Here is a 15,034-nt window from a genome sequence, read left to right as displayed (position 1 = left end):
TTATCCATAAAAAACCGCAGGGATAAACCTGCGGTTTTTTGTTTACAATTTGCTGTCTTCGCTGTCAAGGAAGCTTCTGAGGCGGTCGCTGCGGGTCGGATGGCGCAGTTTGCGCAGGGCTTTGGCTTCGATTTGACGGATACGTTCGCGGGTTACGTCAAACTGTTTGCCGACTTCTTCGAGCGTGTGGTCGGTATTCATGTCGATACCGAAGCGCATACGCAGGACTTTGGCTTCGCGCGGTGTCAGGCTTTCGAGGATTTCTTTGGTCACTTCGTGCAGGCTGGTGTACATCGCGGCGTCCGCAGGGGCAACGTTGTTGGCATCCTCGATGAAGTCGCCCAAATGCGAATCGTCATCGTCGCCGATCGGGGTTTCCATCGAAATCGGCTCTTTGGCGATTTTCATGATTTTGCGGATTTTGTCTTCCGGCATTTCCATCAACTCGGCAAGTTTCGCGGAATCGGGCTCTTCGCCGGTTTCTTGAAGATATTGGCGGGAGAGACGGTTCATTTTGTTGATGGTTTCAATCATGTGCACGGGGATACGGATGGTGCGCGCCTGGTCGGCAATCGAGCGGGTAATCGCTTGACGTATCCACCATGTAGCGTATGTGGAGAATTTGTATCCGCGGCGGTATTCGAATTTATCTACCGCCTTCATCAGGCCGATGTTGCCTTCTTGAATCAAATCAAGAAACTGCAAACCGCGGTTGGTGTATTTCTTAGCGATCGAAATCACCAGGCGCAAGTTTGCCTGAATCATTTCCTGCTTGGCGGCTGCAGTTGCTTTTTCGCTCAACACCATGTTTTTGCTGATGTCTTTCAGCTCCTCAATTGAAATGCCGGTTTCTTTTTCCATGTCCGCCAACTCGGTTTGTTTTTCGAGGATAGCGTGGCGGAAGCGGTCAAGCGCGTCGCTCCAGACCCTGCCTTTGGCGACTTCATCTTCCACCCATTTCAGGTTGGTGATCTCAGGCAGAAAGTTTTGTATGAAGTAGTCGCGTTCCATATGGACGCGGTCAAGGCAGATATCACGGATTTCGCGTTCGAGCTTGCGGATGTTTTCGACACGGTTGCGCAGGCTGCCGCTGAGACTCTCAATTTGTCGGGTAGCGAAGCGGACTTCCAATAGTTTGTTGGCGATAGCTTCTCGGTGCGCCAGATAATCGGGGTGGCGGCTGCCGTGTTTTGCTAATTTTTTAATCATTTTGCCGTATTCGCAATCGATGAAGGCGAAGTGATCCAGCACTTTTTGTTTCAATTCGGCAAGATGGGCGGCAGTCACGGCTTCGGAATCGCTGCCGGAATCGTCGTCATCTTCACTATCATCCGCTTCATCTTCTTCACTGCTGCCGGAATCATCGTCGTTTGACGCGCTTTCCAAGTGTCCCAAGCCCAATTCGTTGAGCAACACTTCATTCGGATCGATGATGGCTTCGACCACTTCGTCCACGCGGATTTCATCCTTGCGGATTTGCTCGATCAGCTCGAGGATTTCGGCAATGGAGCCCGGACAGGCGGAAATCGCCTGCACCATGTTTTTCAGGGCGTTTTCGATTTTTTTGGCGATGATGATTTCGTCTTCGCGGGTCAGCAGGTCAACCTGCCCCATTTCGCGCATATACATACGCACGGGGTCGGTGGTTCTGCCGAATTCGGAGTCCGCGCTGGACAAGGCGGCTTCGGCTTCGGCAACGGCATCGTCGTCGGTTACGGCGGCGGCGTTGTCGCTCAACAAAATGTCTTCCGCGTCAGGCGCCTGCTCGGTCACTTGGATGCCCAAGCCGGAAATCATGCTGACGATGTTGTCGATTTGTTCCGCATCGGACATATCGTCGGGCAAGGCGTCGTTGATTTCTGAATAAGTGATGTAGCCGCGCTCCTTACCCATGATGATGAGCTGGCGCAGGCGGGCGCGCTGCTCTTCGAGGGTCAGCGGACGGTTGTCGTCCTGTTCTTGATAGTCTTCGTGATTTTGGTCTTTAGACATGGATTACTTTCTTGATCTGATGGTGTGCCGACGGTTTGCATGATGCACCTGAAGGCGGAACAGAGTTACAACCGATTTAAATTCAATCTGCCGGGTTGTAACGCTGAGGTCGTCTGAAAGCTCTTTGGAACGGGTGTTCTGCGGGATCATCATGTTCGCAGCTTGGGACAATGCTTTTCTGACGGCCTGAAGGTTGCCGGATTCGGCAGGGATTGCCGTTCGTTCAATTTTGCTTTGCCGTCAAAAGCGACAGCAAGAGTTTTTTTTCATTTTCATTCAAACCCGATTGCAGGCTTTTCTGCTTGAGGGTTTCGATTTGCTTGTATTTTAACTCGTTAAGGAGTTTCTTCATGCCGATTTGGAAATTTTCGCGGTCTTCTTCGCCTCCGCCTTCCATTTCTTCAGAATAGAGTGTCGATTGGAAGATTTGGTTCACGGTTTCTTCGTAAGGAGAACCGCGCATATACTCTAAAACCTGCGCGGTAGCAGGTACGGCGGCATGGCTTTTAATGGTTTCGGCGAGATTGGCAAGGCAGGCGAAATCGCCGTCCAACGCCAAATAATCGGGCAGGTCTATATATGCAGCCCAATCCGGATTTATCAAGAGGCTGCGGATTTGCCGTTGCACCAGCGTCAGCATGACCGGCTGTTTGACGGAAATCGGAGGCAGTTTGTAGCTTTTTTGTTTGACGTGCCGCTTCGGCGCTTCCTGCCCCAATAGTTGGGCGAGATTGTCGGGATCGATGCCGACCAGTTCGCTAAGCCGTTGTTTCAACAAATAAGCCAATGCCGGCGCGGTAATCTGCGCCAAAAGCGGCGAACTGGTTTTCACCAATTCCGCCTTACCTTCCTGCGTATTGAGATTGAGGTCGTCTGAAAGATGTTCCCAGAAATATTCCGACAAGGGCTTGCTTTGATTCAACAGCGCGTCTTCAAATTGCGCTTTTCCGTAGGCGCGGATGTAGCTGTCGGGGTCGTGTTCTTCCGGCAGGAATAAAAAATGCAGCGATTTATCGTCTTTCAACTGCGGCAACGCGTTTTCCAACGCGCGCCAAGCCGCCTTCCGCCCCGCGCTGTCGCCGTCGAAACAGAAATAAATACTGTCCGCCTGACGCATCAGGATTTTGACGTGTTCCGCCGTCGTCGCCGTGCCCAAAGCCGCCACGCCGTAGCCCACGCCGAACTGCGCCAGCGCGACCACGTCCATATAACCTTCGACCACCAAAATCCGCCCTGCTTCCTTGACCGCGGCACGCCCCTCATACAATCCGTAAAGGTTTTTCCCCTTATCAAACAAAGGCGTATCAGGAGAATTCAAATATTTCGGCTTCGAGTCGTCCAACACCCTGCCGCCAAAACCGATGACCTGCCCGCGCGGATTGCGGATGGGGAACATAATCCGATGACGGAAGCGGTCGTAATGCCGCCCCTCATTGTCAATCACCATCCCCGTATCCACCAACGCAGTATTCGGATACGGTTGGAACACTTGCGCCAAAGGCTGCCAGCCGTCGGGGGCGTAGCCCAAACCATAATGCGCGATGACTTCCGCGCTCAAACCGCGCTTGTCTAAATAAGCTTTCGCCGCCGGATTGAATTTCAACTGTTGCGCATAAAAATCAGCCGCCGCAGCCGTCGTTTCCTCCAGCGTCTGCTGTTTTTTCTTACGTTCGGCACGGACTTCAGGATTATCGTTCTGCCCGCGCACTTTAGGCACAGCCATGCCCACACGGTCAGCCAGAAACTGCACCGCCTCCGGAAACGACAGCCCCTGATGTTCCATCACAAAACCAATCGCCGAACCATGCGCCCCACAACTGAAACAATGATAAAACTGCTTGGTCGGACTGACTGAAAACGACGGCGTCTTTTCCTTATGGAACGGACAACAAGCCATATAGTTCGCCCCGCCCTTCTTCAGCGGAACCTGCTCGTCGATAATATCGACAATATCGACTTTGGCCAGAAGCTCGTCAATGAAATCGGATGGAATCATAGTTCGGCGGATGCGTATGGACGGGACAAACGTTTTCAGACGACCTTTTATTTTAAAGGTCGTCTGAAAACGGAATCTCGAATCGGTTTGAAAACAAGGTTCGTATTATAACGTGGATTCGGGATAAAAAATAATCGATATAAAAACAAATTACCAACTCTGAAATGTAATAAGTATAGTGATAAGATTATTACTACCTCCTCGTTAGAACTCAAAAAATATCAAACAAAATTAGATAATTGACACATCACAAGTAGTAAATTGAGCCCAAACCAATAATTAAAGGTCATCTGACACTTTCAGACGACCTTTACCACACCTCCCATTCCAACATAAGTTAATAATCCCACACCCAATCAAATCATACTTTCAATCGCATTGAGAATCATAAATATCTAAACATTTTTACCTAAAGACGCAATTGCTAAAAGTATAGAAAATCTACTATCATATTGGATTATTGACCGTATCGAATTTATTTTAATTTTAAATAAATAAGTCCGTATCGGAACGCGTGTATAAAGCGTAAACCTAAGTTAACAAATTACATATATAACTTTCTTCAACAACATGGAGTCCATGATGATTTCCTTCCTCGCTTCCAAACAAGGGAAACCGGTACCCGAAGCCGAAGTGCATGATCGCTACAACCGTTTGCGCTGGCAAGCCTTATTTGGAATTTTTATCGGCTACGCTGCGTATTACATCTTGCGCAACAACTTCCTTTTATCATCTCCTGATTTAATTCGAGATTTCGGCTTTACCAAACAAGATATTGGTTTCGTATCCGGCACAATGTTGATTATTTACGGCGTCAGTAAGGGCTTGATGTCGGCGTTAGCAGATAAATCCAACCCGAAACATTTTATGATTTTCGGCTTGGCCATGTCCGCATTAGTCAATTTGATGATGGGCTTCACCACGGCATTTTGGATTTTCTTTTTGCTGTGTATGCTCAACGGTATCTTCCAAGGTATGGGAGCAGGTCCGGCTTATGTTGTCTTAGCAAGTTGGTTCCCACGTAAAACGCGCGGTATCACAACGGCAGTATTCAATATTTCGCATAATGTTGGCGGCGGTCTGGTAGCCCCTATTGCCGGCGGTGCTGTTGCCTGGTTGGGTGAGACTCATTGGCAGTCGGCACATTTCGTTGTACCCGCAGCTATTGCGGCCGTTGTAGCAGCAATTGTTTATTTTGCAGGAGTCGGACGGACTTACAACGAGGGATTGCCACCGATGAACGAAATCTTGTGCAACTCTCATGAAGAACTGATCGCAACCAAAGAAGAAAACGTTGATCTGACCACATGGCAGATTTTCAAACAATACATCCTTAAAGACATCAATGTATGGTTTGTATCGTTTATTGACGTATTCACCTATATGATACGTTTTGGCGTTTTGACTTGGCTTCCACTGTATCTCTTGGAAACTAAAGGCTTCTCCAAAAAGGATATGCATCTTGCCTTTGCCATTTTCGAATGGGCAGCTATCCCTTCCACGTTGCTGGCAGGCTGGATAACTGATACATACTTTAAAGGTAAACGTATGCCTTTATCCATCATCACCTTAGTAGGCGTAGGCGCATCTATCTTCTTGTACCGAAACGGCACCAGCTTGTCTACGGTAACTATCGGCGCAGGCTTGGTGGGCTGTTTGATCTATGTGCCTATGTTCCTGTCTTCTTTGCAAACCATCGAATTAGTGCCTTCATTTGCTGCAGGTTCGGCAACAGGTCTGCGCGGTTTGCTGAGCTATGTATTAGGCAGCGCGGGCGGTACTGCTCTGTTTGGTATTTTAGCCGACAGATTTGGCTGGGATGCCGGTTTCTACCTACTGCTCTTCGCCGTTGTCGGCTGTATTTTCTGTTGTGCCATGGTACATCGCGGCGTTTTGAGACTGGAGGCTCAAAAAGCAGCTGGAACAGCTTCGCAGTAATCCTTTCATGACGCTCAAAACACCCCGAAACAGGATGAGTTTTACTGTTTTGGGGTGTTTTTTAAGGACTGACACAGATTGAAGCTATCCTTGGCACATCAAACCTCATTCATATTCATTCATATTTATTATCCAAACGTCAAAATTCTTCATTCAAACACAAATCAACAGATTAGAAAAACAAAAAAAAGGACGTGCGCCAATCAAAACTGTCAGACATTTTCAGACGACCTCGGGTGCTTAAAACCTGTATTCTGCTTTGACGGTAAATTCGTTGCGTTTGTAGCGGTTCAGCCAGGACGAGCTTTTGTTGTCGGTGTGTTTTACTGTGAGGACGGGTACGAAGCCGCGGAGGAAAGGGCGGTCGAATTTGATGTCCAACTGGTAGGTGCGTTCGAAATCACGGCGGCGTGTTTCCAGCCAGGCATGGTAGTCCTGATAGGCTGTTTTACGCCAGATTGCCTGAAAGGTGGCGTCGATACCGGATTCAAAACGCTTGTTGACACCCGCGCGCAGGCCGTGCCGGCGGTAGGAATCCACTTTTTCACGGCTGTTTTTGCGCAGGTAGTCGTAGCCGCCGAATACCAGCCAGTCTTTCGGCAGGGCGTAGATGGCGGTGGTGAACAGAAGCGTCTGCGGGCCGTTGAAATGTTTTAATTCGCCGCGGTAGCGGTCGTATTTGTGGTCGAGCTGCACGCCCAGCGAGGCTTGGTCGGAAAAGGTGCGGCTGTATGCCGTGCTGATGCCGGCGCTGCTGTCGCGCAGTTTGCCGCCCGACCATTCGTATTGCACCTGCGGGCCGATACTGAAGGAATGGTCTTTGCTCTGGAAACTGTAAGCGGGGCTGACGTTGATATTGTGTTCGCCGTGTTCTTTGTTGCCGGGATAGAGCCGGCCCCATGTGTAGCCGCCCAGTTGCAGGCCGTGGTGGCCGTTGAGCGAAATGCGTCTGCTCAAGTTGGCGTCATATACCCACATCCGGTTTTTCAACGCATCGGGCGCGTAGGCGTCAAGCTGTTCGTCGCGGCAGGACAGCATTCCGGCATCGTCCAGAATCGGCTGCCCGTTCGAATCGAAACCGCAGCTTGTTTGATTGCGGACAACCGTCGCGCCCGACGACTGGTTTAAGTTGGTGTCGTAACCCGCGCCGAACGAAACCGAGCCGCTCCACGCATCGCGTTTCTTCAAAGCGTCGGCAAACACTTTGATTTTCTCATTGACGGCGGGCACTTCGGGAATATCGATGCCGTCAAACAATGCCGCCGATTCTTTATTTTGTTTGTCTATAAACAGCAGCCGCGCCAAATCCAGGCGGCCGCGCAGAAATTCGGGATTTTTGCGGTAAAGCTCGCGGTATTTCACCAGCGCGGCCTTCAAATCGTCGCGGAACACCGCCTGATTGGCCTCGGCAAACAGCACTATATCGGGGTCGTAATCATCCTGACGGCGGTAAATGTCCAACAGCCGCGCCGTTTCCTCTTCGTTTTGCGCGTTGACCGCCTTCATCAGCGACAACGCCAAATCTTCGCCGTCCTGCACTTCTCCCGCGCCGAACTCAATCGCCGTATTGTCCGCTTCGTTCCTTTCCTGCTGCGCGCGGCGGAGTTCCGTCCCCTGTTTGAGCTGCATGAAGCGATCTTCCCTGTCGTCGGCAAACGCGTGGGGCAGCAGGCTGATAAAAAAAGGAAGGAGCAAAAGGCGTTTCATAAAATTCTTTCCTGTGTATCGGGCGGCTTTGTCTTTCAGACGACCTTTTCAAAGAAAAACTGACATTTTATATCTTTACCGGGCAAGAGCATTGTTTATTTGAATGAAAGCACCTGCCTAGTCGTCTGAAAATGAGCTTCTCAAACCCATCGAGACAGCACGCTTTCAAACTCACGGGCCGTTCGGAAAATACCGGCTTAAACGCATTGCGAAGCCCGATATTTCCGAACGGCCCTGTACGATGTGCATTGTGTGTCGGACGATTTGTGTTTTATAGGCGGACGGAATGGGAAACGTCAAAAACCGTCCGCCTTATCGCATTATGATTCATTATTTGCCGGTTTTCGTACCGCCAAAGGCAGTGTTGAGTTCACTGTTTCGGCCAAAATCAGCCACGCCAGCAATCGCTGCACCTTGGTTGCCGAAGAAATGACCACGGGTCGTACCAGCCACTTTGTTTGCCGTAGCTTTACCTTCAAATGAAGCCCGAGTCGTATTGATGGCGGCATTGTTAACAGCAACTGTCAGACCCGTACGTTTCATTTCGCCGTTCAGCGTCCGTTTACCGAAATCGGCTTTCAGCGTACCGTTTAAGAGGGCTGTATTTTGCGTATGATATTGGTTGATACCCTTAACCGTATAAGTGGCAGTACCCGTAGTCGGCAGATTGGTGGTTCGGACCGTGCCGCTGTAGAAGGCGGTGTAATTCGTACCTTTCGTACCGACAGCCGCACCGGAAGGAACGGCAGACCAGTCGCCGAAGTAAACATCCATATTACCGACTTTGGAATAAGATAAACGGCCTAAATGGGAATGGTCGGGCATTCTTGGAATATTGTCCCAAACAATACCTTTCATACGGTACAGATTCGCAACAGTAACGCCGTTTTTGTCTTTACCCAAAATGCCGTGAGCGAACGTTTTGACAAAAAATCGATTTGCCGTCGCATCAATTTTGGCAAAAGAAACAGGCTGATTGTTGGCAAGACCATTTTTATTTGTCGGTTTTACATTTAAGTCAACCACATTAATGGCAGCCTTACCGAAATTCGCGTCGTTTTGGTTAGTCTCCACTGTCGGGACAATGTGTTTAACCCCTTTTACATTATTTAAAGAGAGGCCTGAAGCCGGATTGGCAGCAAATGCAGAAGAAGCGGCAAACGCAACACTCAATACCGCAACGGTTTTTACGAGTTTCATAATTCACTCCAAAATAAAAATTTACAAAATCAACGAACTTTCTCAAGAAGAATCTGAATCAAACTTACAAATCTGCCCTCTTGGAAAAGTAAGGTAAGTATATTCCTATTTTTAGTAAATAAAAACATAAATTATTATCATTTCTGAAAATTTACAATTCAATAATATCAGAATTTCGATAATTGAATCTAGAAACTATTTTAGAACTTGCCCGTAATCCCTATCCTAATGGTTCTACCCGGTGCGGGCAGATAGGAGCGGCTCATCGGGTCGAGGTAGTAGCGGTTGGTCAGATTGCTGCCCACCAGCTCGGCAGTTAGGTTTTTGCCGATTTTGTAGCGCAGGTAGGCATCCCATACCGCAACAGGCTGCCAGCGCATATCGTTATATTGGGGTTTATGATTAGTTCCCCTATATTGATTGAATACGTTGTAGTGAGGCTGCCACGCATCATTGCGGTTTTCATAGACGCGGCTGTGGTAATGAAGGCGCACGCCTGTTTCCAGTCTGTTGGCAAGAAAGCGGCTGCCCAATTCGGCATCAATCGACCAGCGTGGCTGAAGCGCGCTTGCCAGATAGCCCGAATCGCTCAAACCTCCGTGATTGCAGACGGGGCGACTCATGGTTTTGCCGGTTTCGGCAAAATATGTTGCATCGACATCTCCCGCAGTCACAGTCGACCATTGGAAGGTTTCGTCGCACATTTTGTTTTTCAGGCTGCGGAATACGTTCAGGCTACCAAAGACGCGTCCGGTATCGAAGCGGGTGGACAGCTCGGCACCACTGCGGATTTGTCTGTCGAATTGTTCGAATTCGAGATTGCTGTCCCTGTCGATAACGTTTTTGGTCTTGTTATGGAAGTAGTTAATGCGGAAATCCGCTTTTTTCATTTTCGGTAACAGTCCTGTCAAATCATGGATGTAGCCGACTTCCCAGTTTTTGGCGTGTTCGGGCCGCCAGCCATAGCCCATGCGGTTGAATGAGCCGGCGGCGGTAGAAAAGCCGTAAGTCCCTTCAAAAATGCTGGGGTAGCGCAGAGTTTCGGTATAACGCAAATAGGCGCGGCTGTAATCAGTAAAATTGACAGTGGCAGAAAATGCGGGCACCCAACCGCTGCCTTTCTGCTTCATTGCTCTCTGTTTTTCGGCTTCGGTCATTGGAGTCGTATATACGCTTGCATCAACGTTATAATACTTAGGCACAAACTGCGGACTGTCTGGAATAGACGGGTCATATACAGGATTAGGGACTTTAGTGTGCAAATCAGGAATGCTGCCATTGATAAGGGGATGATCCTGCATATTCAGACGGCCTTTATCGTCTTTCAACCAATAGAAATCCACCTTTTCATTGGGATTGACCCATTTTTCGCGATCATCTGTCAAAGTCGGAATATATTGCGAATTGGTTTGAAACAACAGGCTAATTTGTGCATGTTTTTTTCTTTGTTCTGCGTATTCCTCTGTCGCATATAAAAGTCCATAATCAAGACTGCCATTCGCCAAAGCATCGTCAATTGCCTTGTAATCCGCGTATTCTTGCAGCGTGGCAACCCTGCCGATCGAATATTTTATCCCCCTGTTCATTTCTAACGGATAGCCGGTCTTATACGTACCGCTTTCCAAACGTTTGCTTTTATCCTGAAGCTGGAAATTGGTATATCGTCCTCCCGCCGTCAAAGTCAGCCAGCGGAAGGGTTCGTAGCGGAAATTGAAGCCCAGATTGTATTCGCGCCGCTTGCCGTTTCGAGGTACACCGTATTGGTTCAATTCATAATTTGCCCTGATGGTGCTGTTTTCGAGTTCTTCCCGATATTTGTCGTATCCTCCTCGCTCCAGCTCGTCTGAAAAATCATTGCGCGATGTCAGTTTTTCGTTTTGAAAATCGCCCATCAAGGTCAGCGACAGTTTGTCGCTCAATTTCATACGGTTGGAGAATTGAAAGCCTGTACGGTTGTTACGGGCGTAATAGGCGTTGCCTTCGATGGTGTTGAAGCGTCCGTTGGTATTGGGCGTTTCGGGTTTGGGCGGTTTGGGGGCTTCTATTCCTGCATCCAGCAATTCCTGCCGCTCTGCGGGGGTGTATTTCTGCCATCTGTCGTATTCGTCCCATGCTATTTGAAATTTGTTGTCCTCATAAACGGTATCGCCGGGCGAGCCGCCTGCGGTATTGGTTTTGGATTTGGTACGCGTTGTCCAAAGCGTGGCATCGAAATCTATCCAACGGCTGCCCTCGGGCTTCCACGAATAGTCGATATTGTAGGAACGCTGTTTGACCCATGCCTGCGGCCATTCGGCAATTTTGTTGAGGACGGACGCATCCCAACTGATGGGACCGATAATACGCGAAGGCATGATTTCGCCGAACGTGGAATCGGTATGGCGCAGGCCGAATTTGATCGTTTGTCGGTTCGGCAGACGGAAGGTGGTTTTACCTACCCATGATTTGGTTTCGAGCGAGGTATTGCTGACTTCCCCGCCCGGATGGTAGAAAAGTCCGATTTTTGAAATATCGGGTGCGCCCAGCATGTTTTCACTGCCGTAAAATTTCTCGCCCTTGGCAGCGGCTTCTTCTTGACGACGTTTTAATTCGTCTAAAGTTTCTTGTGTCCAAGGACCGATATAGCCGTAGCGTTCCGCCCCTTTTTTGCCGGAAAAATAATTGCCTTTACTGCGGTAGGCATAGGCGAGCATGGCATCGAAATTGTCCTGCTTGGTGGCAGCGGCAATGCGGTAGGCTTTATCCTCACCAAATTTATTGCGTCCGTTGAAACGCTGGTCGATTCGGTCGGTATCGTCAAAAAATGAACGCCAAATACCGCCCGTTGCTACTGCGGGAACAGGCAAGGTTCGATAATCGACTGAATGTTCATAAGCATTCTCACGCCGCTTGATGGAATTATTGGAAGCTTCCGCCTTCACTTCAAAGCCGTATTTCTGCCCTTCGGGGACAATATCGTCGGCATCGATGGTTTTCAGGGCGACGGAGCCGCCTATGCCGCTTTTCATATCGCGGCTGAACGAGGGACCTTTTTCGATGGAAACGCTGCTGATGATGTTGGGATCGACGTAGTTGCGGTTGTTTGCGCCTGCGTAGCCGCGCCAGACGGTAATCGCCTGCTCCGTGCCGTCGATGGTAACGGGGATGCGCCCCTGTCCCTGCACGCCGCGTATATTGGGATCCAGTGCGCCGCTGTTGCGCGCGTCGCCGCTGTACACGCCGGACATACCGCTTAAAAGGTCGGATACGGTGTTGCCTTTGAAGGTTTCGACTTCGTTTTTGCCTTTGTAAAGATTGACGATTTCGCGGGTATAAACTCGGCTTTTACCGATTTCGTCTTTATTGCGCGTGCCTTTGACGGTAACAGTATCGAGAATGACGGTCGGCGTATTATCGGCAGCATAACTGATGGGAGAGAAACCGATGGCGGCGATGCAGGCGGCAAGGGTGTTGACTTTGACTGGCTTCATAACGGATTCCTTGTGTGGCGGAATGTCAGACAGCGTCGTCTGAAAATGTTCAGACGACCTCGGAAAGGTTTTGCCGCAAATAGATTGAATGATATTGAATGATTTTGATTATTATTTATATATTTTCCGATAATTTTAACCGAATCTCGATAATATGCAAACATTTGCTTGTTTCTTCGGTATCTTGTTCAGAAATATTCAATTCGTTTAACATTTTGTTTTCAAATAAAATCAAATTATTTTTCTCAAAATAGGGCTTTATAAATATCGGGTAGTCTAAAGGTCGTCTGAAAATCCGATGCCGTCCAATCAAGGCAAAGCGATTTTCAGACGACCTTTCCAAACGGATTCGCAATAATTCGTCCCTATTCCATCCTTTCTTATCCTCATTCCTCCGTTATTGATACAATACGAAACAGCCTGATAACAATTTCAAATATATCTGATATGGACGAAAAACTTACCTTCCTCACTCTGTTTCTGCTCGGTTTTTTCGGCGGCGGCCACTGCGTCGGTATGTGCGGCGGGTTAAGCAGCGCATTTGCCTTGCAGCTTCCGCCCAACCTCAACCGTTTCGGATTGATTGTCCTGTTGAACTTAGGACGTGTAAGCAGCTATGTCCTCATCGGCTTCCTAGTCGGACTGATCGGGCAGGCAGGGATTTCTTTGGATGACACCCGTGTGTTGCAGCAGGGCCTGTATATCGCGGCAAACATTCTGTTGTTGCTTTTAGGGCTTTATCTGGCGGGAATTTCGACGGCGGCAACGCGTATCGAACGCATCGGCAAACCGATATGGAAGCGGCTGAATCCTTTTTTAAACAAGCTTTTGCCTATCCGTTCCGTCCCAGCCTGTTTCGGCGTGGGGATGCTCTGGGGCTGGCTGCCGTGCGGCCTGGTTTACAGCGCGTCGCTTTACGCCTTGGGCAGCGGCAGCGCGGTTCACGGTGCTTTATATATGTTGGCTTTTGCGCTCGGCACGCTGCCGAACCTTTTGGCGATGGGCATCTTTGCGGCGCAGTTGAAAACGCTTTTGCAAAAACGCAGTATCCGCCTGTTGGCAGGTTTGACGGTGGCGGCTTGGGCCTTGTGGCGGCTTTGGGTTTCGGTTTCAGGTTGGACGGCATAAAGGTCGTCTGAAAACCTGTACACAGCCATACCGCAGAATCATGTGAACAGCTTGTGAACAACTCTCCTTTCCTTTTGATTTTCCAAAATAAAAATATCATGATTAAAAAACAGGCAATACAAAATATTGCCCACAACCCGCATTCGGATTGATGTGTGCATTCTGTGGAAAACTTGGATAATATTTTGAAACCTATTGAATATTTTTAGCTGATTAAAAAATAATCAATTTATTCGCAACCCTCTAAAGACAAAAAAGACAGGAATAGAAATGCACACCCTTTCGGAACAAGTCCGCTTAAATGAGGCGCGCAAAAAGTTGGCGAAAAGCAGGCGTTGGGCGACGGGCTTGCTGCTTGCGGCGTGTGGGCTGTTTGCAGCCTCCGCCGTTTATGTGCGCCAATATCCTTGGTTGGGATTTGTCAAAGCGTTTGCCGAAGCGGCGATGGTGGGTGCGCTGGCGGACTGGTTTGCCGTAACCGCACTTTTCAGACGACCCCTCGGCCTACCGATTCCCCATACAGCGATTTTGCCGCGTAATCAGGCACGCATCGGCGATGAATTGGGGCGGTTTATCGAACACAATTTTTTGCAGGGCAAACCCATCGCCATGCGCATTTACCAAGCGCAGCCCAGCGATAAATTATTGAAATGGCTGGACGGCGAAGACGTAAAATCGCATTGGCTGCCCTGGCTTTCCAAGCAGATTCCGACGCTGCTTGCCATCGCCAAACCGGAACAGACGGCGCGTTTTACGGCGATGCTGCTGGAAGAACGTTACAGCGGCGGACAAATCGGCAACGCGCTTGCCGACGGTTTGCGGCTGCTGAAAGCGCAAGGGATGCACGAAAAAGCGTTTGAAAGCCTGCTCCGTCAGATTCGGCGTTGGCTGAAAACGCCGGAAACCCGTGAAATGTTGGAGCAGAACCTGCGCGAATGGGCAGCAAAAATCGAAGGCGGCAATCCCGGTACTTGGGACAGGCTCAAAGCGGCGGTGAAATCGACCTTGGTGGAGAAAGTCGATGATTGGGCGGCAGAAAAAGCGTTGGCTTGGATAGACGGCTATTTGGCAACTGCGGACAAGCAGGATAACGCGCTGCGCCGACAATTCTTGGTGCAATACGACGAACTGACCGAACGCCTGACCACATCGCGCCTGTGGCACCGCCGCCTGGACAAATTCAAAAAACAGCTCGCGCAATCGCCCGCCCTGCAACGTCAAATCATGACCTTATGGCGCGGCATTCTAGACTGGGCGCGGGAAGATGTGAAAAAACAAGACTCTTTGTGCCAAGCTCAACTGGAAAAGCTGCTGAATCATATGCGTTCGCAAGCCCAGGCATACCCGCAATTTATGCGGCGGGCGGATGTGCGGATTTCGCTTTTGGTTCGGGATTTTGTGATGCGTTATAAAGATAAGGCCGCTTTGTTCGTCTCGGACAAAGTCAAAGGCTGGGACAGCCGCCTGATGGTGGAAAAACTGGAATTGAGCGTGGGCAAGGATTTGCAATATATCCGCATCAACGGCACGCTTGTCGGCGGACTGGTCGGATTGGCGATTTATACGGTATCGCTGTGGCTGGCGGGATAGTATAGTGGATTAA

The 15,034-nt window shown here is 49.4% G+C and carries 8 protein-coding genes; 3 read left to right on the top strand and 5 right to left on the bottom strand.

Annotated elements, in window-relative coordinates; all coding sequences use genetic code 11:
* Positions 1 to 42: 42 nt before the first annotated feature.
* Positions 43 to 1,992 (bottom strand): RNA polymerase sigma factor RpoD, encoded by a 1,950-nt coding sequence (rpoD, locus tag RSJ68_01135; protein ID WNU97398.1) that lies wholly within the window; start codon positions 1,990 to 1,992, stop codon positions 43 to 45.
* Between the two features lie 223 nt (positions 1,993 to 2,215).
* Positions 2,216 to 3,988, bottom strand: coding sequence for a DNA primase (gene dnaG, locus RSJ68_01130; GenBank protein WNU97397.1), 1,773 nt, complete (start codon positions 3,986 to 3,988; stop codon positions 2,216 to 2,218).
* Positions 3,989 to 4,567: 579 nt separating this feature from the next.
* Here dnaG and RSJ68_01125 point away from each other — a divergent pair.
* Complete coding sequence (locus tag RSJ68_01125) at positions 4,568 to 5,926, top strand: MFS transporter (GenBank protein WNU97396.1); 1,359 nt, start codon at positions 4,568 to 4,570, stop codon at positions 5,924 to 5,926.
* A gap of 240 nt (positions 5,927 to 6,166) precedes the next feature.
* Here the strand turns inward: RSJ68_01125 and RSJ68_01120 are convergent, their stop codons facing one another.
* From RSJ68_01120 to RSJ68_01110, 3 genes are all read right to left on the bottom strand, one after another.
* Positions 6,167 to 7,633, bottom strand: a complete 1,467-nt coding sequence (locus RSJ68_01120; GenBank protein ID WNU97395.1) for a surface lipoprotein assembly modifier — start codon at positions 7,631 to 7,633, stop codon at positions 6,167 to 6,169.
* Positions 7,634 to 7,963: 330 nt separating this feature from the next.
* Positions 7,964 to 8,833: a Slam-dependent surface lipoprotein gene (locus tag RSJ68_01115; protein WNU97394.1), complete on the bottom strand. Its 870-nt coding sequence runs from the start codon at positions 8,831 to 8,833 to the stop codon at positions 7,964 to 7,966.
* Positions 8,834 to 9,033: 200 nt separating this feature from the next.
* Entirely contained in the window at positions 9,034 to 12,303 is a 3,270-nt protein-coding gene (locus RSJ68_01110) for a TonB-dependent receptor (protein WNU97393.1), read from the bottom strand.
* A 447-nt stretch (positions 12,304 to 12,750) separates the two neighbouring features.
* Here RSJ68_01110 and RSJ68_01105 point away from each other — a divergent pair, with 447 nt between their 5' ends.
* Together RSJ68_01105 and RSJ68_01100 are read left to right on the top strand one after the other, a co-directional pair.
* A complete protein-coding gene (locus RSJ68_01105) occupies positions 12,751 to 13,431 on the top strand; it encodes a sulfite exporter TauE/SafE family protein (protein WNU97392.1) in 681 nt (226 codons plus the stop codon).
* A 270-nt stretch (positions 13,432 to 13,701) separates the two neighbouring features.
* The gene (locus tag RSJ68_01100) at positions 13,702 to 15,021 is read left to right on the top strand and encodes a DUF445 domain-containing protein (protein ID WNU97391.1); all 1,320 of its coding nucleotides are present in this window, start codon (positions 13,702 to 13,704) and stop codon (positions 15,019 to 15,021) included.
* Positions 15,022 to 15,034 lie beyond the last annotated feature (13 nt).

The organism is Neisseria sp. DTU_2020_1000833_1_SI_GRL_NUU_006 (genome assembly GCA_032388755.1).
GTDB classification, from domain to species: domain Bacteria; phylum Pseudomonadota; class Gammaproteobacteria; order Burkholderiales; family Neisseriaceae; genus Neisseria; species Neisseria sicca_C.
This window is presented reverse-complemented; position numbering and strand designations above follow the sequence as displayed.

Bases quoted from the DNA above. Each gene is read 5' to 3' on its own strand.
- rpoD (WNU97398.1), bottom strand. From the start codon at position 1,992: ATGTCTAAAGACCAAAATCACGAAGACTATCAAGAACAGGACGACAAC.
- dnaG (WNU97397.1), bottom strand. From the start codon at position 3,988: ATGATTCCATCCGATTTCATTGACGAGCTTCTGGCCAAAGTCGATATT.
- RSJ68_01125 (WNU97396.1), top strand. From the start codon at position 4,568: ATGATGATTTCCTTCCTCGCTTCCAAACAAGGGAAACCGGTACCCGAA.
- RSJ68_01120 (WNU97395.1), bottom strand. From the start codon at position 7,633: ATGAAACGCCTTTTGCTCCTTCCTTTTTTTATCAGCCTGCTGCCCCAC.
- RSJ68_01115 (WNU97394.1), bottom strand. From the start codon at position 8,833: ATGAAACTCGTAAAAACCGTTGCGGTATTGAGTGTTGCGTTTGCCGCT.
- RSJ68_01110 (WNU97393.1), bottom strand. From the start codon at position 12,303: ATGAAGCCAGTCAAAGTCAACACCCTTGCCGCCTGCATCGCCGCCATC.
- RSJ68_01105 (WNU97392.1), top strand. From the start codon at position 12,751: ATGGACGAAAAACTTACCTTCCTCACTCTGTTTCTGCTCGGTTTTTTC.
- RSJ68_01100 (WNU97391.1), top strand. From the start codon at position 13,702: ATGCACACCCTTTCGGAACAAGTCCGCTTAAATGAGGCGCGCAAAAAG.